Annotated in this window: 22 protein-coding genes; all 22 read left to right on the plus strand. The window is 25.3% G+C overall.

The features are described from left to right. Positions 1-8: 8 nt before the first annotated feature. The 22 genes from rpoB (at position 9) to SSYRP_RS00330 (ending at position 26,678) form a co-directional block, all read left to right on the plus strand. Entirely contained in the window at positions 9-3,896 is a 3,888-nt protein-coding gene (gene rpoB / locus SSYRP_RS00230) for a DNA-directed RNA polymerase subunit beta (RefSeq protein ID WP_016340304.1), read from the plus strand. A gap of 13 nt (positions 3,897-3,909) precedes the next feature. Further along, a complete protein-coding gene (gene rpoC / locus SSYRP_RS00235; RefSeq protein WP_016340305.1) occupies positions 3,910-7,662 on the plus strand; it encodes a DNA-directed RNA polymerase subunit beta' in 3,753 nt (1,250 codons plus the stop codon). 210 nt (positions 7,663-7,872) lie between these two features. Then, positions 7,873-8,895, plus strand: a complete 1,023-nt coding sequence (locus SSYRP_RS00240) for a hypothetical protein (protein WP_016340306.1) — start codon at positions 7,873-7,875, stop codon at positions 8,893-8,895. 1 nt (position 8,896) lies between these two features. Beyond that, positions 8,897-9,238, plus strand: a complete 342-nt coding sequence (locus SSYRP_RS00245; protein ID WP_016340307.1) for a hypothetical protein — start codon at positions 8,897-8,899, stop codon at positions 9,236-9,238. Beyond that, positions 9,238-9,903, plus strand: a complete 666-nt coding sequence (locus SSYRP_RS00250; protein ID WP_016340308.1) for a hypothetical protein — start codon at positions 9,238-9,240, stop codon at positions 9,901-9,903. The genes SSYRP_RS00245 and SSYRP_RS00250 overlap by 1 nt, the downstream gene beginning before the upstream one ends. After that, positions 9,887-12,424 carry an endonuclease gene (locus SSYRP_RS00255; RefSeq protein ID WP_016340309.1) on the plus strand — a complete coding sequence of 846 codons (2,538 nt, stop codon included), beginning with the start codon at positions 9,887-9,889 and terminating at the stop codon, positions 12,422-12,424. Before SSYRP_RS00250 ends, SSYRP_RS00255 begins: the two co-directional genes overlap by 17 nt. Before the next feature lie 82 nt (positions 12,425-12,506). Then, positions 12,507-12,722, plus strand: coding sequence for a hypothetical protein (locus SSYRP_RS00260; protein WP_016340310.1), 216 nt, complete (start codon positions 12,507-12,509; stop codon positions 12,720-12,722). Positions 12,723-13,097: 375 nt separating this feature from the next. After that, positions 13,098-13,406 carry a hypothetical protein gene (locus tag SSYRP_RS00265; RefSeq protein WP_016340311.1) on the plus strand — a complete coding sequence of 103 codons (309 nt, stop codon included), beginning with the start codon at positions 13,098-13,100 and terminating at the stop codon, positions 13,404-13,406. A gap of 302 nt (positions 13,407-13,708) precedes the next feature. Continuing rightward, the gene (locus tag SSYRP_RS05325; RefSeq protein WP_016340312.1) at positions 13,709-13,840 is read left to right on the plus strand and encodes a hypothetical protein; all 132 of its coding nucleotides are present in this window, start codon (positions 13,709-13,711) and stop codon (positions 13,838-13,840) included. A gap of 158 nt (positions 13,841-13,998) precedes the next feature. Beyond that, positions 13,999-14,973, plus strand: coding sequence for a hypothetical protein (locus SSYRP_RS00270; RefSeq protein ID WP_016340313.1), 975 nt, complete (start codon positions 13,999-14,001; stop codon positions 14,971-14,973). A 33-nt stretch (positions 14,974-15,006) separates the two neighbouring features. Continuing rightward, on the plus strand, positions 15,007-17,505 hold the full coding sequence (locus SSYRP_RS00275; RefSeq protein ID WP_016340314.1) for a lipoprotein: 2,499 nt from the start codon (positions 15,007-15,009) through the stop codon (positions 17,503-17,505). Between the two features lie 28 nt (positions 17,506-17,533). Further along, positions 17,534-19,255: a hypothetical protein gene (locus tag SSYRP_RS00280; protein WP_016340315.1), complete on the plus strand. Its 1,722-nt coding sequence runs from the start codon at positions 17,534-17,536 to the stop codon at positions 19,253-19,255. Between the two features lie 18 nt (positions 19,256-19,273). Continuing rightward, complete coding sequence (locus SSYRP_RS00285; protein WP_016340316.1) at positions 19,274-20,479, plus strand: hypothetical protein; 1,206 nt, start codon at positions 19,274-19,276, stop codon at positions 20,477-20,479. A 554-nt stretch (positions 20,480-21,033) separates the two neighbouring features. After that, on the plus strand, positions 21,034-21,885 hold the full coding sequence (locus SSYRP_RS00290) for a hypothetical protein (RefSeq protein WP_144060297.1): 852 nt from the start codon (positions 21,034-21,036) through the stop codon (positions 21,883-21,885). A 24-nt stretch (positions 21,886-21,909) separates the two neighbouring features. Next, positions 21,910-22,176: a hypothetical protein gene (locus SSYRP_RS00295; protein ID WP_016340318.1), complete on the plus strand. Its 267-nt coding sequence runs from the start codon at positions 21,910-21,912 to the stop codon at positions 22,174-22,176. An 88-nt stretch (positions 22,177-22,264) separates the two neighbouring features. Continuing rightward, positions 22,265-22,648 carry a hypothetical protein gene (locus tag SSYRP_RS00300; protein WP_016340319.1) on the plus strand — a complete coding sequence of 128 codons (384 nt, stop codon included), beginning with the start codon at positions 22,265-22,267 and terminating at the stop codon, positions 22,646-22,648. Between the two features lie 7 nt (positions 22,649-22,655). Next, the gene (locus SSYRP_RS00305; protein WP_016340320.1) at positions 22,656-23,498 is read left to right on the plus strand and encodes an abortive infection family protein; all 843 of its coding nucleotides are present in this window, start codon (positions 22,656-22,658) and stop codon (positions 23,496-23,498) included. A gap of 99 nt (positions 23,499-23,597) precedes the next feature. Next, entirely contained in the window at positions 23,598-24,164 is a 567-nt protein-coding gene (locus SSYRP_RS00310; protein ID WP_169336066.1) for a hypothetical protein, read from the plus strand. A gap of 167 nt (positions 24,165-24,331) precedes the next feature. Then, the gene (locus SSYRP_RS00315; protein ID WP_016340323.1) at positions 24,332-24,808 is read left to right on the plus strand and encodes a hypothetical protein; all 477 of its coding nucleotides are present in this window, start codon (positions 24,332-24,334) and stop codon (positions 24,806-24,808) included. Between the two features lie 64 nt (positions 24,809-24,872). Further along, positions 24,873-25,151 (plus strand): hypothetical protein, encoded by a 279-nt coding sequence (locus tag SSYRP_RS00320; RefSeq protein WP_016340324.1) that lies wholly within the window; start codon positions 24,873-24,875, stop codon positions 25,149-25,151. Between the two features lie 236 nt (positions 25,152-25,387). Further along, entirely contained in the window at positions 25,388-26,086 is a 699-nt protein-coding gene (locus SSYRP_RS00325) for a hypothetical protein (RefSeq protein ID WP_016340326.1), read from the plus strand. A 73-nt stretch (positions 26,087-26,159) separates the two neighbouring features. Further along, a complete protein-coding gene (locus SSYRP_RS00330; protein ID WP_016340327.1) occupies positions 26,160-26,678 on the plus strand; it encodes a hypothetical protein in 519 nt (172 codons plus the stop codon). The last annotated feature ends 169 nt before the right edge of the window (positions 26,679-26,847 follow it).

Here is a 26,847-nt window from a genome sequence, read left to right on the forward strand (position 1 = left end):
ATAATTAGATGGCGCTAAAAGAAAAAGAATTTGGACATTATGCGAAAAGAATTGATTATACAAAAGTAAGTGGGAACCTAGAATTACCAAACCTGATTGAAATTCAAACAGAAACTTATGATTGATTTAAACAAACAGGAATTAGTGAAGTTTTTAATGAAGTATTTCCAATTGTTGGCCATGAGGGTAATATTATTTTAGAAATGTTGGATTGGGAATTTAAACAACCAAGAAGAACAATTCCACAAGCAAAAGAAGAGTCAAAAATATTTGAGGCTCCAATTTATTCAAACTTAAAATTAACAATTAATTCAAAAGATATTGAAATTGAAACTGGTATTGTTAAGGGAGAACCAGAGTTAATTAAAGCTTGAATTGAAGAACGCATTGGACATATGATTACAATTTTAAAAAAATCAACTGATGTTGTTTACTATGATATTCATACCGGTGAAGAAGAGGCAACTTGCACCGTAACAATTAAAGATCGTCAACCAGAAAAATTAATTGTTGACATTATGATTGAAAAGACAGGAGAGGTCTTTTTTGGTGATTTCCCATTAATGACGGGAAAAGGAACCTTTATTATTAATGGTTCAGAAAAAGTTGTTGTTTCACAACTAGTTCGTTCACCAGGAGCATATTATAAAATTGATTTAAACCGTAAAAACGGGGAAAATGTTTACTATGTTGATTTAATTCCATCACGTGGGACATGATTAGAATTTGAATCAGATAACAAAAAAATTAAAACCGAAAAAGAAGAACGTTTTAAAAATGTCTTCTATGTCAAAATTGATAAATCAAGAAAGGTTTCAGTTGCAAACTTATTTACAGCGTTAGGTTTAACAAAAGAAGCAGTTTTTGATATTTTTGGCGACAGTAAATTAGTTCAAAATACTTATGAATTAGAAAACTATACAGGTGATATTGCCTATGATCAAAGTATTGCGGTTCAAGAATTATACAAAAAAATTCGTTCAGGAGAAACAGCAACACCAGATGGGGCAACAAAATACTTGTTTGGCCTATTATTTGATAAACGTAAATATGACTTAACTAAAGCTGGGCGTTTTAAATTAATCCAAAAACTATCAGTCGAAAATCGAATTTATAATAAAGTATTAGCTGCTGATATTAAGGATACTAACGGTAAAGTTGTTTTTAGTGAAGGTACCTTAATGGATAAAGAAAACGTGATTAAATTGAAAGGATTGTTAAGAACAGGAGCATGTTTAGAAACAATTACTTTTAATGATGAAATTATTTGTAGTGATAAAATCCAAAAAATCCAAATTTACACAGATAATGAAGCACGTAATAAAATCACAAATATTATTGGAATTGATCCAAACGCAACGGATGAATATATTACTGTTCCAGATATTGTGGCAACTTTTTCATATTTATTAAACCTAACAGAAGGAATCGGAGAAGTTGATGATATTGACCACTTAGGAAATCGTCGTGTTCGTACAATTGGGGAATTATTACAAAACCAATTCCGAATTGGGTTATTAAGAATTGAAAAAAATGTTAAAGAAAAAATGTCAACATCTTCAAACCTATTCAAGATGAAGCCATCAAATATTATTAATAACAAACCATTATCAGCGATTATTGGAGAGTTTTTCAACTTGTCACAGTTATCACAATTTATGGATCAAACTAACCCATTAGCAGAGTTAACAAACAAACGTCGTTTAACAGCGTTAGGACCAGGGGGATTATCAAGAGAACGCGCGGGATTAGAAGTACGGGATGTCCACTACTCACACTATGGAAGAATTTGTCCAATTGAAACACCAGAAGGACCAAATATTGGGTTAATTAACAACTTAGCAACTTATGCGAAAATTAATTCATTTGGATTTATTGAAACACCATACCGAAAAGTTGTTAATAATAAAGTTACTGCCCAAAATGATTACTTAACTGCCGATGAAGAAAAAAATTATGTTGTAGCGCAAGCTAACATCCGTTTAAGTGATAAAGGGGAAATTTTAGACGATCAAGTAATTGCTCGTTTCCAAGGAGAAAATATTATTGCTCCTCGGGATGAAGTTGACTATGTTGACGTTTCACCAAAACAAATTGTTTCAATCGCGACAAGTTGTATTCCATTCTTAGAAAATGACGATGCCAACCGTGCCTTAATGGGAGCGAACATGCAACGTCAGGCGATTCCATTAATTTCACCAAGTTCACCATATGTTGGAACTGGGGTTGAATATGCTGCCGCTCGTGACTCAGGGTTAGCAATTGTTTCACAATATGATGGAACTGTTGACTTTGTTGATGCGACAAAAATTATTTTAAAAACAAAAGAAGGTCTAAAAACATATTTCTTAGATACTTTTGTGCGTAGTAACCAAGGAACATCATTAACGCATGTCCCATTAGTAAAAGTTGGACAAAAAGTTGAAAAGAACCAAATTTTAGCCGATGGACCATCAATTGAAAAAGGGGAATTGGCTTTAGGACAAAACGTTGTTGTAGCCTTTACAACTTGAAATGGTTATAACTATGAGGATGCGATTATTGTTTCCGAACGATTAGTGTCTGAAGACGTCTTTACGTCAATTCATATTGAAGAATATACAATTGAACGTCGTCAAACAAAACAAGGACCCGAAGAAATTACACGCGAAATTCCAAATATTTCTGAAAATGCTCGTAAATTCTTAGATGATGATGGGTTAGTAATTATCGGAACCGAAGTTAAGCCGGGCGATATTTTAGTTGGAAAAGTAACACCAAAAGGACAAACACAATTATCACCAGAAGATAAATTATTACAAGCTATTTTTGGGGAAAAATCAAAAAATGTTAAAGATAATTCATTACGTGTTCCCAATGGTGGGGAAGGAATTATCCAAGCAATTAAACGTTTCCCTCGTGAAAAATATGAACTAGCAGCTGATGTGTTAGAAGTAATTAAAGTTTATATTGTTCAAAAACGGAAAATCCAAGAAGGAGATAAAATGGCGGGACGTCATGGTAATAAAGGGGTTATCTCAAAAATCTTACCATTAGAAGATATGCCACACTTAGAAGACGGAACACCAGTTGATATTATGTTAAACCCACTAGGGGTTCCTTCACGGATGAATATTGGACAGGTCTTAGAAATTCACTTAGGAATGGCCGCTAAAAAATTAGGCCAAAAAGTTGCGACACCAGTTTTTGATGGAATGACAAATGATGAACTAATTGAAATTATGAATAAAGCCAACATGAAAAACTTCGGGAAAGAAGTGTTAGTTGACGGACGAACAGGGGAAAAATTTGATAATCCTGTTTCAGTTGGAGTTATGTACATGCTGAAATTATCTCACATGGTTGATGATAAACTACATGCTCGTAACGTTGGACCATATTCATTAATTACCCAACAACCATTAGGAGGAAAAGCTCAAAATGGGGGACAAAGATTTGGGGAAATGGAAGTATGAGCGTTAGAAGCTTATGGAGCAGCCCATACTTTACGTGAAATCTTAACAATTAAATCTGATGATATTAAAGGACGAACAAGAGCTTATGAAGCAATTGTTAAAGATAAAAAAATTCCAGAACCAGGAATTCCAGAATCATTTAATGTTTTAACTCGTGAAATTCAAGGATTAGGATTTAATATCCATATGATTGATGAAGAAGGAAATGCTAAAAACATTAATAGTTATGATGAAACCGATTATGTTGATGAAGATTTATTAACAAATACTGTTGATGAGTTGGAAGACGAATTTGATATTGATAGTTTTATCTTAAATCCAAATAAAAATAATTTTGATGAAGATGATTATGGTAATGGTGATATTGACGAAGAAGATTTACTTGCCGATGAACAAGTAAGTGATGATGAGTTTGATGAGCTAGAAGACGAAAGTAATTAGGGGGAAATAAATTATGACAAATTCTAATGATAAAAATAGTCGCATGATTAAAATTGGTTTAGCTAATCCTGATGACATTCGTAGCTGATCATATGGGGAAGTTAAAAAACCAGAAACAATTAACTATAAAACTTTAAAACCAGAAAAAGATGGTTTATTTGATGAAAAAATCTTTGGTCCAACAAAGAACTTTGAATGTTCTTGTGGGAAATATAAAAAATCAAAAAACAAAGGAAAAATTTGTGAACGTTGTGGGGTTGAAATTACTGAAGCAATTGTTCGTCGTGAAAGAATGGGACACATTGAGTTAGAAGAACCAGTGTCACATATTTGAATGTTAAAAGCAGCACCAAGTCGTATTTCATTGATTTTAGATATGAAAACAAAAGAACTAGAAGAAGTAGTTTATTTCGTTTCCTATATTGTCTTAGATTCAGGAAATGCAAAAGCGTTAAAACAAAAAATGGTTTTAGACTTAGGGAATGCTAAAACATCAGCGGCAACACGCCAAAGATTAACAAAAACATTACGTGAAATTTTAGAAACGTTAAAACCAGGAACAATTGCTTATGAAATTGGAGAAACAATGATTGAGGATTTAAAAAATACTTCTTTACCTTTCTCAATGGATGAATGTACTCAATTTATTAGCCGTCATACTGATGCTCGTTTTGGGATTGGAGCGGAAGCAATTGAAACACTATTAAAAAACTTAGATATTGATAGTGAAATTGAAAAAATTAAAAGTGATTTAAAAGGAAAGAAAACACAATTAGATCAAAATAAATTAATGAAACGTTTAGAAGTATTAGATTCATTAAAAAAATCAGGATCACGTCCTGAATGAATGATCTTACGAGCTGTGCCGGTAATTCCTCCTGACATTCGTCCAATTATTCAATTGGATGGGGGACGTTTTACAACCTCAGAAATTAATGACTTGTATCGTCGAATCATTATTCGTAATGAACGGCTAAAAAAAGTTAAATCAATGGGTGCACCAAGTGTAATTGTTAACAACGAAAAAAGGATGTTACAAGAAGCAGTTGATGCCTTATTAGATAATGAACGTAAAGCACGTCCTGTAACCGGAAAAGACAAACGGCCATTAAAATCATTAACAAGTATTTTAAAAGGAAAACAAGGTCGTTTCCGTCAAAACTTATTAGGAAAAAGGGTTGACTACTCAGGACGTTCAGTTATTGCGATTGGACCAGACTTAAAAATGTACCAATGTGGGTTACCACGTGATATGGCAATTACGTTATTTAAACCATTTGTTATCTCACGCTTAGTAAAAGAAGGTTATGCTGCTAATATTAAAGTGGCCGAAAAACTAATCTTAAATCAAGATGATAAAGTATGAGAAGTACTAGAAGAAGTAATTAAAACTCGTCCAGTCTTATTGAACCGGGCACCAACATTACACCGTTTAGGAATTCAAGCTTTTGAACCAAAACTAGTTAAAGGGAAAGCAATTCGTTTACACCCCTTAGTTACAACGGCTTTTAATGCCGACTTTGACGGGGACCAAATGGCGGTTCACGTTCCAATTACTGATGAAGCTGTTGCAGAAGCACGTAGCTTAATGTTAGGAAGCCGTAATATTTTAGGACCAAAAGATGGTAAACCGATTGTAACCCCAACCCAAGATATGGTGTTAGGAAACTACTACTTAACTTATGAAGAAAAAGACCAAGTAGGACAAGGAACAATCTTCAAAGATATTAATGAAGCAATTATCGCCTATGAAACAGGGGCTGTGGCATTACATGCCTTAGTTGCAATTCCAGTTAGTGCCTTTGTTAATAAAGGGTTCAAAGATAGTGACATGAGTAAATACATTGTGACAACACCAGGGAAAATTATCTTTAACCAAATCTTTAAAGAAGAATTCCCATACTTAAATGAACCAAATGTGGAAAACTTATTGGCCTTGCCAAAACGTTGTTTAATTAATGATGATGTTGATTTAAATGAATATTTAACAACATGAGAAGTTAATTTACCATTCAAGAAAAAAGACTTATCAAATATTATTGATCGTTACTTTAAATTGTATGGGGCTAATAAAACAGCGGAAATGCTAGATAACATGAAAAACCTTGGGTTTAAATACTCTGGTAAATCAGGGGTAACAGTTTCAGCCGCTGACGTTAAAGTTTATGATAAAAAACAAGAAGAGTTTAAAAAAGCTGATTTAAAAGTAAAGGAAATTAATGATTACTTTAAATTAGGAATGTTAACTGCTCGGGAAAAACAACACCGGATTATTACTGTTTGATCAAAAGTAAAAGACCAAATTCAGTCAGAGTTAGAACATATCTTACGCGAAGATCCAAAAAATCCAATCTTTATGATGGCCGATTCTGGAGCCCGTGGGAACGTTTCAAACTTTACGCAGTTAGTCGGGATGCGGGGATTAATGAATAACCCAAAAGGGGATATTATTGAATTACCAATTAAATCATCATTCCGTGAGGGATTAACCGTATCAGAGTTCTTTATTTCAACCCATGGGGCGAGAAAAGGGATGGCCGATGTGGCCCTAAAAACTGCCGATTCAGGGTACTTAACTCGTCGTTTAGTTGACGTTTCACAAGAAATTATTATTACTGTGAAAGATTGTCATACCAAACGTGGGTTCGTTGTTTCAGATATTATTGAACAAAAACACAGTAACATTATTGTGCCATTACATGACCGATTAGTGGGAAGATATAATTTAAAAGATATCAAACTAAAAGGTGATGTTGTCATTCCAGCTAATACTTTATTAACAGAAGAAGATGCTAGTGTTATTGTCAAAAGTGGAATTAAAGAAGTTGTCATTCGTTCTGTTTTAAGTTGTGAAGCGGATAAAGGAATTTGTCAACGATGCTATGGTAAAAACTTAGCAACGGGAGAAAAAGTTGCAATTGGGGAAGCAGTTGGAACAATTGCGGCCCAATCAATTGGGGAACCCGGAACACAGCTAACAATGCGTACTTTCCATACCGGTGGGGTTGCTGGGGGAGCTGATATTACGCAAGGGTTACCACGGATTAAAGAATTACTTGACGTTACAACACCAAAAGGATCAATCTCAGTTATTTCAGAAATTGATGGAACAATTAGTGAAATCAAAGATGAAGGAGGAATCCACATTATTTACGTTAAATCAGAAAATGATGAGCGAAAATATAAAACACAATTTAATGCTGTCCTAAGAGTTAAAGTTGGCGAGGATGTTGTGCGGGGACAAAAATTAACGGAAGGTTCAATTAATATTAAAGAATTATTAGAAGTGGCAAAAATTGAAGATGTTCATAATTACATTTTAAAAGAAGTTCAAAAAGTTTACCGTTTACAAGGGATTGAAATTTCAGATAAATATATTGAAATTATCATTAAACAAATGTTGAACAAAGTTAAAATTATTGATGCTGGGGATACTGAGTTATTACCAGGAGAAATTGTGACAATCAAACGCTACCGTAAAGAAACAATCAATGCTGTACGGGCAATGAAAAAACCACCAACTGCAAAACATGTCATCTTTGGGATTAAAAAAGCCCCATTAGAGTCAGAATCATTCTTAGCATCAGCTTCATTCCAAGATACAACAAGAGTTTTAGTAAAAGCGATTATCAAAGGAAAAGTTGACCGTTTAGAAGGATTAAAAGAAAATATTATGTTAGGACACTTAATTCCAGCGGGAACAGGATTGAAAGATCCAAAAGATATTATCTATGCTGGAATTCAAGCGAAAGCAGAAGAATATTAATAAATAAAAAAAGATTATCAATACGATAATCTTTTTTTATTTTGTTTATGTTAATTATTTTTTTTGTTATAATTTAATAAATTAGAAAAATTTTAAATAGTATAAATATTAAAATATCATTAAAAAAATAAAAATTTATTTTTACCTTTAGCAAACTATTAAAAGAAGATAGTAATTAAATACCTAGTAAGTTATAAGGAATATGATTTTATGAAATATGGAATAAGGAATGAATATTATTGAAAATTATTTGAATTAAATGAAAATAAAATTCAAATTATTAATTCACTAATAAAAGTAAAAACAAATTTATTATTGGGCTTAAAAAAAGAATACGAAGGTGTTTTATTTTTTAGACAAACATATTATAATTTAAAAAAAATTTTTCCTGATTTTGATATAGTTTGAATTAAAGATCAAGATTTTAATGAAGATGGTCTATACAATTACTTTGATATTATTTTGTATAATGAAAAGGAAAATATTCATCTTGTAGTTTCCTTATTACTTGAGCCAAATTTAATCTATTATCCAATTGAGACTATTGATTATTTAAATATTGATAAAAAATTTGAAGATATATCATTTGCTTATATTGGATGCTATATTTTCAATACTCAAACTATTTTTGAAATTATAGATATTCATAATATAATGAAACACTATTATTCAGATATTTATGATAATATAGTCAATATTTTAGAAAAAAATTGGCTTGATTTAGGAACTAGTAGTTTAAATTTAGTTAAAATTTTAAATAATAAAATTAATATTATTGATAATAAAATATCAAATAATGAAAAAGTTTTTCTTGAAAAATTAATTAGTAATAATTGACTTAAAGAAGTAATAATAGCAAAAGAATATTTAACTACTAAACATAAAGTGGGAAAAATAAATAGGTCATTGAAAAATTTTGTCTTTAGGCAAATTCGAAGGAAAAGCAATAAATACGATAATGATATTAAGTGATATAGTCTGCAAGAATTATGCGACAGGGCTATTTATATTTATGAAAGAGTAAGCTCTAATTTAGAAAAAAATAGTGATTTATTATTTAATGAACTTATAGAAACATGCCAAGAATTTTATGATTTTAATTTGTATGATTATTATTTTAAAACTAATAATATTGAGAATAACGATTTATTATACAGTGAAAGTGAATTAGAAGAATCAATTATAAGATTAGAAGATTTATATACTAATCTTTATAGTTATTTAGGAGGATAAAATGAATTTAGTAATGATTAAAGGCAAAGTAGTTAGTTTATCAGATATTAAAATTGATAAAAAAGGTAAAAAATTTTATCATGGAGAATTATGAAGTAATTCAATATCATTTGATGGTCGAAATGAAAATGTTAAAGTAAATTTTTGTGTTTGACAAAATGAAAATATTAATTTTATCAATTATAAAGAGAAATACCTTGATAAAATAGTATATTTAATTGGGTATTTAAAAAGTATTGGTACAAATATGTTTATAGTTGATACCATTTTTTCTTTACAGGATTTTGAAAATAAAAATGAACAAGAAGAAATTAGTAATTTAGTTTGGCGGGTTTTAGGATAATGAAAGAGTTTAATTCAAATACAGAAGTTACCGATTATATTATTAAAAATTTTTTAAATCAAAGGGAAATTAATTTAAATGAGTTTATAGTTTTTTTGGGTAGTATTCGCCTTAACAATAAGAGATTAAATCGTAAAAATTTAATTAATGAATTATTAGAAAATAATATTATATTTTTTATATCCCATAATAGTTTTGTTTTTTGAAAAAATTTTAATTTTCAACTTAATTTAAAATTAATAAATTTAAATATAAATAATTATATGAATGATTTTGAAAAAAGTGGAGAATTTCCTTTTCTTAATGTTTGTGATAATACTTTAGTTACTATTTATAAAATAATTTTACAAGATATGAATATTGATAAAAAATTTAGAAATACTTACTTTCTATATTCGTTATTAAAAAAGTCTAATTGTTTTAATATAATATGTTTATCTCAAATATGAAATAAAAATTTTAGTTTTTTAGTAATTAAAAAAGACACTACAAATAATTTAAAAGATTTATATACTTTTTTAATAAAACAGGCAATTAGTAAGAAAATTATAGATGAGCAAGAAATTTTATTTGAAATTTATAGAGTTATTGATTTGCAGCTAGACCAATATTTAGTAAAACAAATGATTCAAGAGGAGATTAAAAATTATGATAATAACAGATAAAGATAAAGCAATATTATTAACGTATATAGATACACATGAAAAAGATGAAAAGGGTAGAAATGACGCAATAGAAGAATTTTTAAAGCATCCAAATTATTCAAAATATTCTCGCGCCTATTTAAAAGAAGTTTTAAATAACACAATAGGGAGTAACATTAGTATAGAGGAAGGACAAAATAAATTAAATTTATCTAAAACAATTAAAGAAGGCGAAAATTTTGAAAGATATTGTAAGTTTTTAAAAGAAAAAAGAAAATTTAGTGCAAGTGATATTTCAAAAATAAAGATAGATGTTAAAAGAATAATGCAGAATATTAATACAGTTGATGACATTAATTTTTTAATTAAGGGTTTGGTTATAGGAGATATTCAGTCAGGAAAAACGGCAAATTTTGCTGGATTAATGTCCTTAGCTTTTGATATGGATTATCATACAATTATAGTTTTATCAGGTACAATTAATGATTTAAGATCTCAAACTTCTGAGCGTTTAACAAATGATCTTGGGATTATTACAGATGAAATTGATGAAGAATATTTAGAAGATTTAAAATGAGGTAATGATATAATATGTCAAAATACTTCAGGCGAATTTAGCAAAAAAGAAATTAATCAATATCGTACTAATATTGGTCGGAAAAATTTCTTTGTAATTAAAAAAAATAAAACAGTTTTAGAAAATTTAGTAAATTTTTTTAGTAAAGAAATTACTAGATCTTCCCATTTAGCGACAAAAAAATTTTTAATTATTGACGATGAAGTTGACCAGGCTTCACAAGATGGTTCAAGAAAAGGGTCAGGTAAGCCAACAGTAATTTATAAATTAATTTGTGAATTAATAGCAACAATTAAAAAGGTTTCTTATATAGGCTACACAGCTACTCCCTTTGCCCCAGTTTTAGCAGATCAAAATTCTACTTATCAAGGAATAAACTTATTTCCTTCAGATTTTGTTTACTTATTAAAATCAAGTGAAAAATACACAGGATATTATGATTTTTTATCGGAAGAATCTGACTTAAATTCAGAAATAATTAATTATATTGGTAAAGATGATGAAGAAAAACTTATAAAAATATCAAAAAATAAAGAAATTTTAAATGTAGAAGACTTTGAAATTTTTTCATTGTTTTGTGCTTTTAAAGATTTTCTTATTTCCGCAGCTTTAATTGAAGAATGCAATATGAAAAATATAAAAAAAATAGAATTAATACAAAAGTCAATGCTAATTAATATTTCATCAACCACTGCACCCCAAGCTACAATAAGTTCTATTATAAATAAATACGTTAGTAAGCTTAAAAAATGAACTCGAAGTGAAATTTATAATGAATTTATTAATGATTATAAATTTAAGTATAGTAATTATTCAGAAATGATTAGTTTTGATAATTTAGTTTCTAGAATAATAGAGATAGTTAAATTAATTCAAGTCTATGAAATAAATACCGGAAACTTAGGCAAAAAAATTAATCTAATTAATTTAGAAATTAAAGAGAAAATGAAAGTTGGGAATGTTTATTCTATATATATTGGGGGACATAAACTTTCAAGAGGTATAACAATTGAAGGATTATTGGTAAGTTATTTTTATCGTAATTCTCTATATTATGATGCTGCTATGCAAATGTGTCGATGATTTGGATATCGAGAAAATTATTTAGAATTTACAAAAATATATTCTTCCGAAAAAATCTATGAAAATTTAATAAATTATTTTAAAGCATTTGAATTATTTAAAAAAATTATTTCTCAAAAATTAGAACTTGGTATGACAGGAAATGACATTATTTATCAAATCAGTTACCACGAAAAAACTAAACCAACTTCGTCAAATAAAATGAAGGGAGCTGAGTTAAGGATTCCAGAATTACAAGATAGAAAACAAATTTATGACTATTATGTTAATGAAGAAATTAACAAATTTAATTTTCAGTTAGCGGATAGCTTGTTAAAAAAACATAAAATTACATTTCCATGTTTAAAATTTAATATGTATCAAAATATAAGTTTTGAAGAAATAAAAGGTTTCTGTATGAATTTAAAACTCCCTTATAATTCAAGCAAAAAAATGAAAGGATTAATCAAAGAGATTAATAAAGTAAAAGATGGAACTTTTGATGATTGAATTATAGTAGTTGCAAATATTGTTTCCCAGAAAAACGGTCAAGTTGATTTAGGTAATGCTACCTATAATTTATCTAAAAAAAGATATGAAAATATATTTATTGATGATGATACAAAAGAACCTTATTATAAAATTAAAGTTGTATTAAATACTCCAATTGAAAAATTTAGAGAAGTAGTTTATGAAGACAATCAAAATATTGATCTCCAATTTGACAGGCCTGTAATGTTTCTTTTTAATACGATTTTAAGTAGACCTGATAGTAATATTAATAGCATTCCATTAAATTTATATGCTTTTAGATTTCCTCCATTAAGTGATGAGTTTAAAGAGGAATTTAATTTAAATTTTTATTGAGTTAATAATTCGGGTACCAATGATGAAGATTATTAATATTTACAATATTTAATATTATAATAAGATATTAACATAATAAAGTTATTAAATTTAATAATAGAAAGTAGTAGATATATTTATGAGTAATTTATTATATAATTTTTCAAAAGACGATATAGTTCATAAAAATACTGTTTCATTGTGTGTAGACATTCGTAATTCAACTAAATTTCACAATAATTTTGATTCAAAAAATGAGCCTATTATGATAGTTCCAGTTTTATTTCAAAGTGCTATTCAATTTGCTCAAATAAAAAAGTTTTTAGTAATTATATATATGCAGGAGATGGTTTAATTGCAATTGCTTATGCTGATGATAATGCTGAGGTTTTTGAAAAGACTTTAGAAGTAGCAATTAAAATTACAGACTTAATAATCAAATTTAAAGAAAGATATAAAACAATATTTGATGCAGGAATTGGTATTGCATACGATAATACTGCAGAAGTAAAAGTTAAAGATTTACCCACTCAATATAATAATAAATTATATGTTGGTAATTCCATTGCAGTATCGACAAAAATTTGTCAATCTATGCCATTGAAAAATGCTAAGTATAAAAAACCAGTATATATAGGAATGGATAAAAATTTTGGGAATAATTTGCCAAATAAATTTTCTAAAAATTGTAAAAAAACTTCTAAAAAATATATTTATTTAGGTGATCCAAATGATAGATAAAAGTAATGATTATTTGATTGACCTAGATAAAATTTTAGAAAATAATATAAAAATAAATACTCATGCTGAAACAAAAAGTTATTATGCTTTAGTACTATTAGGCTTATTATCAGTGCCTTTATTTACTTTATTTATTGAAATAATAAATTTAAAATTATTTATTTTTTGACATAATAAATTATTATTTATAATTTGCTTTCTTTTCTTTCTTTTAGCTTTATTTTCATTGATATATTCTTTTATTCCTAGGATAGTATTTAAAATAAAAAAAACTGCAGAAAAGATATTAGCAAGATAGCAGAGAAGTTTGGAAATGATTATTATCATTATAGATTTTGAGCAAAAATTAAAGATACAGATCTAATAGAAATTATCTACTTTCTTAATAATTTAAACATAAAAATAGAAGGGAGTATTAGTTTACTAAATCAAATTATAAATATAGCATGGATTGCTAAAACAAAGTTTTTAACTTTTAATATAAGTGTTATTTTTCAATTTTTATTGATTATTACTATGGTTATTATATCAATATTACTAATATTAAATTAGAAATAAAAAGAAAAAGTTGATCGCTTAGAAGGATTAAAATAAAATATTATGTTAGGACATTTAATTGATGTCGGAACAGCATTAAAAAATACAAAAGATATTATCTATGCCAGAATTCAAGCAAAAGGAGAAAATATTAATATCCAAAAAGATTATCGAAATGATAATCTTTTTTATTAAAGAATTATGATTGATATCTTAATAGAAAATATTTTAAATATTAAGTAATCATGATAAAATTAAAAAAACTATAGCTTTACCAAAATTAAAAAATCACTGTATTAAAATTATTAATATGTTACTAATTATTATAAAATGTTTAGGAAGTACTTTTTCTTATGAATAATTTTTTATTGTGTTGCTATTTAAAAATAGCATATTTAAAGTGAACTTTAACTAATAGTTTGCTATTTATTATAATATTTTTTTTGATTTTAGTGTTATCTTTAACTCCTTTTGGTTTATATTATCAAACTAATTTATATCAACAAAATTGGAATCAAGGATTATCTAAATATGTTTTAAAAAATAAATATTATCTAAATAAAAATTTCAGTGGCTATAAAACTATTATTGAACCTCAACTAATTAAGGTTTTTAATCAAAATACTGAAAATATTATAGTTGGATTAATTGGACATAGCCTAAAAATAGATAACAATCAAGCTTTATACTATAAAGATAGAGAAATTGACATTTTAAATCAAGATCTTAATAAAATCCTTGATGAAAAAAATGAATTATGAGAAATAATTAGTAGCTACAATTTATTATTATTTGAATTAATTAAAAAATATACCATTTTTTCAGTTTATAGCAGCGGGTGAAGGGCAAACCTTAATATCAATTCAATAAAACAATTTATTTCTCTGTCATATAAAAAAGATAGTTTAATTGATCAATTAAATTATTTTTTAGAAGGAGATAAGGAATATTCATGGTCAACTAATGAAGGAGAATTGGTTTATTTTAAAGGTTTACAATATTATGAGTACTATGTATATTCAAATTACTTGTCTATGTTAGATTCATTTGTTAGTGGTTCGATTCAAACTAGAGACCCTATATTACTTGGAAATTGAAATACAAATGACTTGGATTATTTTCAATTCTTAAAAGTAAAAATTTTATCAGAAAATTTTTACCACCCATTATATTTACAGGCCTTTATCATCCAAAGAATTGATAATATTATTCTTTTTATAATATTGCCTATTATTACAATACTTGGGATATCTTTTCTTTCTATTGGCTGAATAATTTGAATAAAGAATCAAAATGATAGTAAAAAATGAAATTCTAATATTTATTAATTAAATTTTTATGCTCAGAAAGGAACCAATAATATGAAAAAAATATTAACAATATTATCATCATTTGTATTAGTAGGTAATTCCCAATTAACTATTATTTCTTGTTCACCAAATATTAACATTAACAATGATAAATTTAAGCCCCCAACAAATATTGTTGATTTGAAGGATTGTAAAAATTTATTTTCAAAAGATGATTTAACCTATGGGTATGTTAGATCAAATACTAATGAAGTTAGTGCAAAAATATTTTGGATATTAAATAATTCAATTCGTAATTTAACATTAAAAGATTATCAAATAAATTATTATGATATAAAAGGACAAGAAGTTAATCAAATAAATACTGTTGGAACTTATTCCATTGTTTTAAAATCAATTGAAAATAGTAACTACTTAAAAGGAACTTTAGAACTTAAGCTAGACATTGTAGATGATCGAATTGATTTAGGACAAATCAATTATAATACAGGTAAATGATTTTTATCTTCTCGAAATACTGTTTCAGATTTGTTTAAAAAAATAGAAAAAAACATTTATAATGCAGTTAATGATGCAAATTATAAAATGGGACAATTTATTGATATTATTATTACCCATGGGGATGTAATTTATAATAATGAGAATGAATTATCACAAGAAGTTTTAGACATCAATAATTCTTATATAATTGAAATTTTTAGCCAAAAAAATAATTATGCAAATATTTATTTAACAGGTTCAATTGACAATATCGTAGTTAATGCAAGTGATGAAAGGCAAACGGTGTCTAATTTGCAAAGTGATATTTTTATGGATATTAATCTAGATAATTTGAACCATGTTGGGAAAGACATCTATTTTAAAATTAGAAATATAATTAATGAAGTTTTTACTTTAACTCAATCACAGTCAGATTTTGGAATAACAATATTTGATGAGAAAAATAATAAGCTTAATAATGATCAAACAAAATTAACAAGTCTAAAATATCAAATTAAAATTGATTCAACTAATAGTTTATATTTAAAAGATAAAAATGAACAATTATATATTAATATTATTGATAAAGTAATTCACTTAGAAACTTTAACAATAGAAAAAGATAAATTTAATTTTAATATGACTAACAGATGTTTTGACATTACGGAGCTATTATTTAATCAAATTAATCAATTGACACAGTCAACGGATTCATCAAGATATTTAAAAGCTAAAGTTTTACAAAACAATAATGAAATAAATAGTAATGATTATCTTGATAATGGCTTATTGACAGTAGTAACTACTCCAGATAATTCAATAGAAAAACAAAGATTCCAAGGAATTTTAAAATTTTCAATAGAAATTAAAGATAATCGCATTAATTTATCAGATAATTCAATACAAACCGAATTTCAAAAATATTTAGAAACAATAGGATTAACATCAGCAATAAAGTACAGTGATTTTAATTCACAGTTAATGATATTTTTTCAAAAATATGATAAATATATTAATAATGAGGATATAGAAATTTTGTCTTCTCAGTATCCAGATGATCAGCAATTAGTTTTAGGAAGTTTTAATTTTTCCGTTAAAAGTAAAAGAGACAGTAGACGATTAAAAGGATTAATTAATAATGTTAATATTGGGGTTTTAGAAGCATCAAGTGGCGAAGGGATTAAACAAGTTCCTAATAGTATACAATTTGCAAGTTATGACAATAATGATAATTTACATTTACTTACTCAAACTAATCCAGATGAAATTAGTATTTATGATATAAATTTAACTAATCCAAAATATACTTTTAAAATTAATGAAAAAATTAAAATTTTAGATTTTAAAACAAGTTATGATGGTTTAAATGATTTTTGATTAGTATGCAAAGAATTAAAAAATAATCAACATCAAATTAGTTTTTATAAAAATGGAAACTTATTAAATAGTTGAATTGGTAATTCTTTTCAAACAATTGGAACAATTAACCAATATTCAGAATCGGCCTATTTTCGTGATATGCCTGATGAAAAAAAACTTAATATTGGTTCTTTATATGTGATGAATGAGAATCTCGTGGAAAAAATGGATTTAAGTATTTTTTTAGATAAAGATTTTCCAATTAAACAAATTCAAATGAATAGTTTTGATATTATGTATATTAAAAGTGATGAAACAATATATCAATATCGAATGTGACAAAATAAAATCACAGCTAAAATTAATTTAAATAATGATTTTTTATTTGGAATAGATAAATATGGCTATCATTATTACCAATATAATAATGAAGGTTTAATAATGGATGGGACTGATTTAATTAATACAAATAAATTAAACCCATTACTATTACCAGATAAAACTGAAAAATATTCATCACAGTTAAATATTGATAGCAAAAATAATTTCTATTATTTAAAAATTGATTATATTAATCACATGTTTTACTTAATTAAAAATGGAGTTGTAATTTTTAGTATTAAAAATGAACAAACAATAATGGCATTATTACATGTTAACCTTGATGATAGTTGCACCTTAGTTTTAGGTTCAAAAATCTATCATATCTAAGATTCAATTAATGTAAAGGATTAAAAAAATGAAAAAGAGATATAATAAGTTATTAATTATTGGTAGCTCAGTTACTTTAGCATTAACAACTGTTGGGACAGTAACAGGCTGTATTTTGAGATATCAACAAAATAATTATTTTAATATGGATATTCCAGGAATAAATATTGATAAAGTTGAAGAAAATTTTATTAAAGCAAAAATATCAGAGCCCCTTAAAAATGATTATATCAATATGGTTAAAAAAATATATAAATATAAAAATGGTGATGAAATTGTTGAATCTGATAAATTTATGGATCTTAATTCAGCAATTATGAATAGTGTTTCTCAACGTCTTGTCTGAGAAAGTGCTTCATCAGAAGAAGTAAGCAAGGATATTTATCTTTTAAAAAATATCTTACAACAAGTCTACGAATACTATCAACAAGTTTATCAATATCAAACGGGATTAGACAATAATTCCTTAAATACAGTTCGATTACAAAGTATTAATCAAGATATTTATGCATGAAGTGTTGGGGCGAAATTAAGTGATTATAATTTAATTAGTAATTATAACGAAGCAGCTTTAAAAGTAGTACAGTCGTCAATTGAATTAAAGACTATTTTAGATATTTTTATAAAGAATAAAAAAAATAAATATGCCGAATTAATTTCAGATGCAATTAATGGCATAAAAGAAATGGAAAGTAATATTATAAATAAAGAAAATGTTGAAATTGAATTGCAAAATGATTTAAATGAAGTGAGAAATGTTTATAATGAATCTAAAAAAATTCTTGACAAGATTGATCTTTTTAGGAATATAACAGGAAGTTTATATGGTATTGCTGTAGCGGCAAATGTTCTTGGGATTGCATTGGTGCCATGATTGGGATCAGGCTATGCTATTTTAGCTGGTCTGGCACTTACCGCTTCGCTGGCTTACAATGTCGATGTAATTGCAAAAGATATAATACTTAATGAACAAGTTGATATTGTTAGAATTTTATCAGGGGGTTTAAAATTAGGCGGTATCATTGCTTTAATGTTTAAGAAAACTATTGTTCAACAAGCTTTAACGCAAGGGATAGAAATAATTTTACGAGTTTTGGGTGTAGCACGATTATTAACAGCTAAACTAGCGGCTTCAATAATGGCTCTATTAGGAATAGTAGTTTTATCGGCAGATTATTTTGGAACTCAGTTACCGGGGTTTGAAGAACTTGAAAATAAATTTAAACAAGGTTCTGAACTTGATAAAAATTATAAGGAAATGATTTTTGGCCTAGAGGATGCAATTGCTAATGGGAATAAAAATGTAATTGAATGAAATAAAAAAATTGATTTATATTCAGAACAAAAAATTAACTTTTCAAAAAAAATTAATTTATTAAATAATACTCAGAATAATATTGATTTCATTGATTCTCAATTTACACAAATCAGCAATCAAAATATTTTAGATTTTTCTGAAATTATAAAATACAAAGAATTTGCCAAAAACAAATATAGTTACTTAAATTCAACAACTGATACAAAGATATTTTCTGATTTATCAACTACTTTATCTAAAAAAATACAAGAGCAAAGACAAGTTGTTGATAATAAATATAATGATTTTATATTAAATTATAATAATACAGACAAGTTATTTTTTGCAAAAAATTCTTTTACAAAAATAAATATGAATATAAATAATCTTGAAATGTACTTAACTAAATCAGACTTTGATTGATATAATTATGAAGACGAATTTATTAAATAAAGATAGGAGAATTAAATAATGAACAATAATATAAATTTAATATCAAATAAAGCAGAAGAGAATTTAAAAAATATTTTGATAAGTTTAAATAATCCTAAAGTAGGTAAATTATGATATATATCTTTCTTTTTAATATTAGTATTAGATGTATTGGTTATTTTTATTGGCAAATATTTTGTCGTCAGTACAAATAATAAAATAGTTTGAATACCAGTACTATCATTAACAGCTTTGTTTGTTGTGATTTATTTTTTAATTCCTTTATGCGTTAAAATACCACTTTTATATAGCAGTATTAGAAAAATCAAAAAAATGTTAATAAATATTCGTGATTACAAACAATTAAATGAAAAAGATATGAAATTAAGTTTTATTGAATTTAAAAATAATGTTAAAAGAAAAAACTTTATTAAAAACTATTTTACTTTAATGTTAATTCCATATTTTTCATTTAATAGTCTATCAAATAATTCGGAATATTCTTTAGAAACAAGTAAAGATATGAATAAAATTAGAGAATATTTAAATGACTATAATCAAGCCATTCTTGATCATAAATTTGATGATGTTATTATTAGCGAAAAAAGTATTGGTAATTTTACAAATCAAGAAGTTGAAGATTTATTTGAAAATTCAATTGAAAGTTTGTCTAAGACAATTAATCCGGATGTTTTAATAAAAAGAAGAAGAATGCATTTCTTTTTGTTAACTAATTTAATTATATTTTTTATCCTTACAATTGGTTTTTTAATACCAATGATAATAGGTTTAAAACAAAATGATTGGAATTTTAATAATATTAATGGGGATATTTCTAGATTATTTTTTATAATGGGTGCTTTCTTTATTTTACTGTTTGGTTCGTATGTACCATACCAAATTTATTTAGTAATTTATCTAAAAAAAGTTAGATATAAAGCTGAACTTATCAAAAAAATTAAAAATAACTTTGAAAATAAAGAGCAAATTAATGTTAATGATTTTAATTTGATTTTACCAATTAGTCGTAAAAAAATTGCTATTGATAAAGAATTTGATTTTGTTTCTGATTTTTCTAAAAAGAATTTAAAAATTCTGCCATTAGGATATAAAACAATTTTTATTGAAGGAACAGCAAACAACAAAATTAAATTATCAAAATTTGATGAGGAAGTTAAAATTTTAAATTATGATATAAATCAACTTAAGATTTTAGTGTCTAAATATAATAGTATTATTGAGTAGAAGGATTAAGAGAAAATATTATGTTTGTACACTTAATTCTATCTGAAATAATTGAAATCGCTAATCCAAAATATATTATTTATGTTTAATTTCCAACAAAATCAAAAAAATATTAGAAATAAAACTTTTGTCTTAATAAAAATATTTTTTTATCCTAATTTTTAATCAAAAATATAAATCATAGCTAAATTTATTAAATCCAACTTAATGTGAAGTCACGCCAATTACTGTTTAGTAAAATTAGCAGTCGGAAACAACAATATGTTTTTCATTTTTATTTAAAAATGGGCAAAAAAGAATTAATAAAAGTTATGAGAAAGATTTATAAAATTACTATATATATTTAAATATTTAAACTACTATATTTTTCCAAACTAGATAATTTTATATTGCCCTATATAGATTTTTTATTATTTATTTTTTTAAATAATTTATTATTATACTAGTTAGTAAAACCTAAATTTACTAACTAGTATAATAATATTTAAAATTTGCAAAGGAGATTTATGAGAAAAAAAATTAGATTTATAATTAGTATTTACTTATTTTTATTATTGTTTTTAACTTTATTAAATTTTATAAATTTAAACGTTAAATATATTAATAATACAGAAGATAAAAAAGTTCATTTAAATTCAAAAAATTTAGATTTGTTTTTTGGAAAAAATAATATATTTAATTATAAAAATGGTTTCTTTTTTAAAAATTTACTGAATAATAGTTCAGAAATAGATGATCATTTTTTATATAATTCTCGATACTTGATTAATATGCTAATTTATCAAATAATTATAAAAAAAATAGAGAGTAATTTTCATTTTAATTCTAACGAATATTTGATTAAAATAAAATCTAATGATTTTTTAAATAAAAATATTAGCTTTAATTATAATCAATCCTATAAAATAAAATTTGCTTTTTGCATTTTAAGCAAAGACAAAAATAACAATTTGCTATATAAAAATGAAAATTTAATATTAATCTTTACACAAACATATTTATATAGTAAACAAGAGTGGATTAATAATTTTATTGATTATCAAATTAATTTTAATGTAACTAAAAATGAAAACATAAATTATTTTAGAGAAATATTTGAGGATTCTTTAACACCTGAAAATAAATATGATTATACTTTGAATAACTTAGAAAATATTAGAGAAAATCTATCTATTTTTTTAACAAATTTATATGCAAATAATATTTTAAATAATAAAAGTTATTGATTATATAATGATTATAAAATTAAGGCAAATGTGGAATATTATAAATATTTAGGTAAAATAATTGGAAAAAATAATTTTTCTGAATTTTTAAAAGAATATTTATCTTTAACTTTTCATTTTCTTGATAATCCCTCTATAAAAGTCAATATAAATTTTATTATTCTAGTAAAACTTGTTTAAATTATTTTAAATAAAATAGATAACATGCTAAAAAGTAAAGTTTTAACATACGTTCGTAGATTTGGTAAATCAGTTGGCAGTGGTTTAGCAACACCGTTTGTAGGAATAGGCAGAACAGTTAAAAAAAGTGCTCGTATTGGTTGAGATTCAGCTGGAGAACTATTTGGCGGAGAAGCCAGAAAATGTTATAAACGTGCTGAGGAAATTCCACAAGAGATTAAAAAGGCTAATGATGAAAAAATCCGAGTACGTGAAACTAAAAAATTGGAAAAATCTAAAAAGAAAAACTAGAAATTTACATAAATTCTAGTTTTTTATATTATAATAAAAACAAATATCAACTGTATTAACCATTATTAATTTATAAAGGAGATTTAATATGGGTATTAAAAGTTTACTTGGAGGCGAAACAAGATACAAGGCAATTGATAAACATTATCAAAAAGAATATAAAAAACTAGCAGAAAAACAAAAGTTTAATAATGAAGTGGATAAAAATAATTTTAAATTAATAGAATTAGTGGGTCCAGAAAATTTTGTTAGTAAATCATTTGAAATTAGTAAAGATCTTGAAACGGAAGAAAAATTACTTAAAGAATTTTTAACTCGTCATCCCGATGCTATTCCACCTGAATATAATCCTTATTATGTTAAACCAGGAGTTGTACAAGAAAATAGCAAAGATCTAGAAGCATTAAAAATTGAAAAAGAAATCCTTGAAATGAAACTAAAATTAAAAGAACTAGAAAATAGTAAAGGATAATATAGTTGTGCACAATGATATAAATTTTTCTAAAACTGAGGTAGAAATATTTATTAATATTCATAAAGATATATTTTCTCTTAACTCAGAATATCAAAAAGGAAAAACAATAACTGAAAAAATTTTTAGCTATCCATTAGATAATGATAAAATAAGCATATTTCATAAATTTAAAGAATATTTTATATTATCTAGAAGGAAAAATAAAATAACGTGAAGTGATTTTAATGAAGTAATATTTTCAATAGATACTTCTTTATATTTGGAGTTTCTGGATTATGTGAAAATCTTGGAACGATCAAATACTATTCAAATGTATTTATCAATAATGCATACTTCAAAACTGTCTATTAATTTAGATAAATTTTTAGACTTTATATGTTTATATACAATTTATTCTGTATATCCAGTTAATTTAAGTATTGAAAAAATAGAAGATTCACATCTTTTGCTTGCACAGGCAAGAAAATCATCTTCAAATAACCAATATAATGTTGCATTAATTTCAATGAGATCATATATAGCAAATTGTTTAAAAGAATGAATAAAAGAATTAGAATTAGATAATGAAATAAAAGATGACAATGTTAAAAATCTTTTTGGGATTATAAATCAGTATCTAGTAAATAAAATACAATTTAAGAGTAATATTTGAAGAAAAATTATTTCAAATTTAGGAAAAATTATTGATGAAATTCAGGATGTCAGAAATAAACAGTCAGTTGCCCATGCAAATGATGAAGTACTATCAAATTTTGAAAGCAAAATAATTTATGAAAGTTTAGAATATTTAATTTGAGCATTAAATTTTATAAAAAAACAAATTGCAATTCAGAATAATTTAATTTAGCATTTAGAAATTAAATTGATAGTATAAATACAAACTAATAAATATAATAATAAAAAAATAAAAATTTAATGGAGATAAATAATGATAGAGAACAAAAAAATGACAACTAGAGAATTACAGACAGCAGTGTTATGTGAAGTTATATCTGCGTGAAATTTAAATGTTGAATTACAGAATAATCAAAATAATATAGATATTTCCAATTATACAACGAAAGATCATATAAAAGTTATAACAACACAAAGAAGTTATTACTATTTAATTTCAAATAATTTGGTTTCTTTAATTGGAAAAGGGAAAAATCATAAAATATCCATATATAAAAATGAAATTAATAAAGAAAAACAAGATAAATTTTATTCTAGTAATGTAGATAATATTAAAAAATTATGTGATTGGAGAAATAAGGCCTTCGCTCATATTGATAAAGACATGAATAAATTACAACGACTACATGATAACTTTATCGAAGAATTAATTTTGTTTTTAATTGATTTGTTTAAAATCAAAAATGCAAAATTAGATAAGAAGAAAGCACCTTTTTGCATTGAATGTAAAAGAGAATTAAAAGTTATAAAAGATGATGAGGGATTTGAAAATAAATTAGTATGTGTAGAACATGGGGTAGTTTGATTGAAAAAAATACCTGCCAGTTTTGAAGAATAAAAAATTATGATTGGGAAAGGGAAATTAATATGAAATGTTATAAATGTAATAAAGAAATATCACAAGAAAATCAAATATCTTTGGCCGTTGCCGGAGAATTTGGCTTAGAAAAACCAAGTTATATAAAATGCTTTGCATCAAGCATATAGAAAGTAGAAATTGTAAACATGGCAAAAGAAAATCAAATAATTAAAAAAGATACCAATAATTTAGATTCTTATATCATCTGTCTTAAAATTAGACTTAGTGATGAAAAATTACAAAATAAGGATAAAATTTATGAAAGAGTTAAATATGGTTGAAAATTATCAAAAAATAAATATAAAAAAATTAAATTTGTTTTTGCAATAAACATTAGAGATAGTAAAGTTATTGGGTCTTATAAAGTATGTAGTTGAGATGAAGAACATTCAAATGACCAAAAAGAAAATTTAAGAAAGTATTTCAAAAAAAGTGATGAGGATTTAAAATGTAATTTTTTTGGGAAGGATGTTAAAACTATTTATGGTAAAGGAAGGAATCCAATTAGATATGTAAAATGTCAATATTGCAATAAATTTATTGCAGAAAAAGATATATTAGCTAAACAATTTAACTTTGAAAAACCAAGTTGTATAAAATGCTTTGTATCAAAAGCAGATTAAATTATTAAATATAGTATGAAAGGGAATAAGTTGTAAAGTATACATCAACATCATTAGGAGTAATATGACATCAAACATGAGAAGGAAAAAAGAAGAACTTGAGAAACAAATGAACCGTATGAATGAAATGAATCATAAAAATACTGAAAAACAACATTGAACCAAAGTTGAACGCATTGAAAAAGAAAAGCTAAAATTAGCAAATATAAAAATTAAAAAACTTGAAGAACAATATCAGCAAAATCAGCGAACACAAAAAAAGCAATATTTTATCACAACAACAATAAGTATTTGCTCTCTACTTGGTGCTTTAACTTCAATATTCATAGCAATTTTTGTATAACAAGTATTATCTATAAGTCTAAAATTTTAAAAAAATAGAGAGTAGGTGAAATTATGAAGAAATATTTACTTATAGCATCATTTGTAACAATGATTCCATTTTCCTCAATAACATTTACCCAATGTTCATGTACAGGTCACAATACTCAGTGTAAAGATGGAAGTTGATCAAATTCATCAGGAAAAGGTACTTGCTCAAGCCATGGTGGAATTAAATAAGATAAAAGGAGAAAAATAATGGCAAATAATAAATTTAAAAATCAAATGATAAACAATATTTTTACTATGAAAAATAAAGACGCAGAAAAGTTAATATATGATAAAGTAGTTGGAAAACTTAAAGATAATTTAATGGCCCTAAAATTAAACTTTGAATATTCATCATTTCGTTCAAATTCAAGATACAATGGCTTAGAAAAAATATTAAAAACATCAATTTTTTTAGGACAACCAGATGAAAACATTGATAATACTGATATTTTAGCTAAAACAGAAGATAATAAAACAATAGGTATTGAAGTTGCTAGAGCTACTGACCTTTCAACATTAGATAGTGTTCAAGAAGCCAATGATTTTTTAGTCACTGAAGGATTTAAGACTGAAAATTTAGAAATCCATGCAACACCAGGGAAAAATATGGGGATTGTTTATCATTCTATGGAACATGCATATAAAAAATTATTAGAAAAACTTGAAAAAGGTAGAAAAAATAAATATCCCAGAAAAGATTTTAACTATTTAATTATTGCAATTGATACTCCTTTTGCAAAAAAAGAGAAAATTAAAGAAATTATTAATAGGGGCTTAAAAAAAATTAATGATTATATTAATGATTATAATCAAAAAAATATGTTTTTTGATGGAATATTAATAGTATTTTTTGATGGACAAAATGTTATTGCATTATCTCCATGAGAAAAGAATGATACATTTTAAAATATTAATAAAAATCCCAAGTTGTTTGGCAAAGAGATTTTTTATTATATGTATAGAAAGTTAGGTAAAAATTATGTCAAAAGATAATCAAGCAATCAAAATTAGTGTTGAACCAAATCTAGATATTGGAAATAAAGATCAAGATAAAATCAATGGAACAAAAGCTAAAAAAATTAGTAAATCAGAAATACATACAACAGTGAATAATTTTAACTCTGATCCTATAGGATTAGAAACATTATTAATAAAAATAACAAACAAAATTGAAAATTTAGAAAATCAATTAGAACAAAATTCTGTTAGTAATTTATTAAAGAAATATGAATCTAAGATACCAGTGTTATATGACTATATTCCAGCTGATTTTATAAACTTTTTACAACAAAATAACTTTAATTATGATTTAATTACTGACATAAGAATTTTAAAGGAGTTTTCCGAGCAAAGACAAGCGAGAAATACAAAAGATTTAGTTGTATTTACTTGAACACCAAAATTAATAATATTTTATGATATTACTGATACTATAAAATTTAATAAGTTAAGTGAAATTTGAAAAGACATATTAATTGAAGAGCCTTGATTAGCTTAGAAATTTAATAAAATGGAAACAATAAATAAAGTTCATATCAAGCACAATTGATATGCAAGAATGATTGAATTTCTTAATAAGGCCGGATATAATTTAGGAACTAAATCTTGGTAAGCTTATCGAAACAACTTATTACATTGAAATAACTGAGGGGATAGAAAACTAACTT

This window comes from Spiroplasma syrphidicola EA-1, from assembly GCF_000400955.1.
GTDB lineage: Bacteria > Bacillota_I > Bacilli_A > Mycoplasmatales > Mycoplasmataceae > Spiroplasma > Spiroplasma syrphidicola.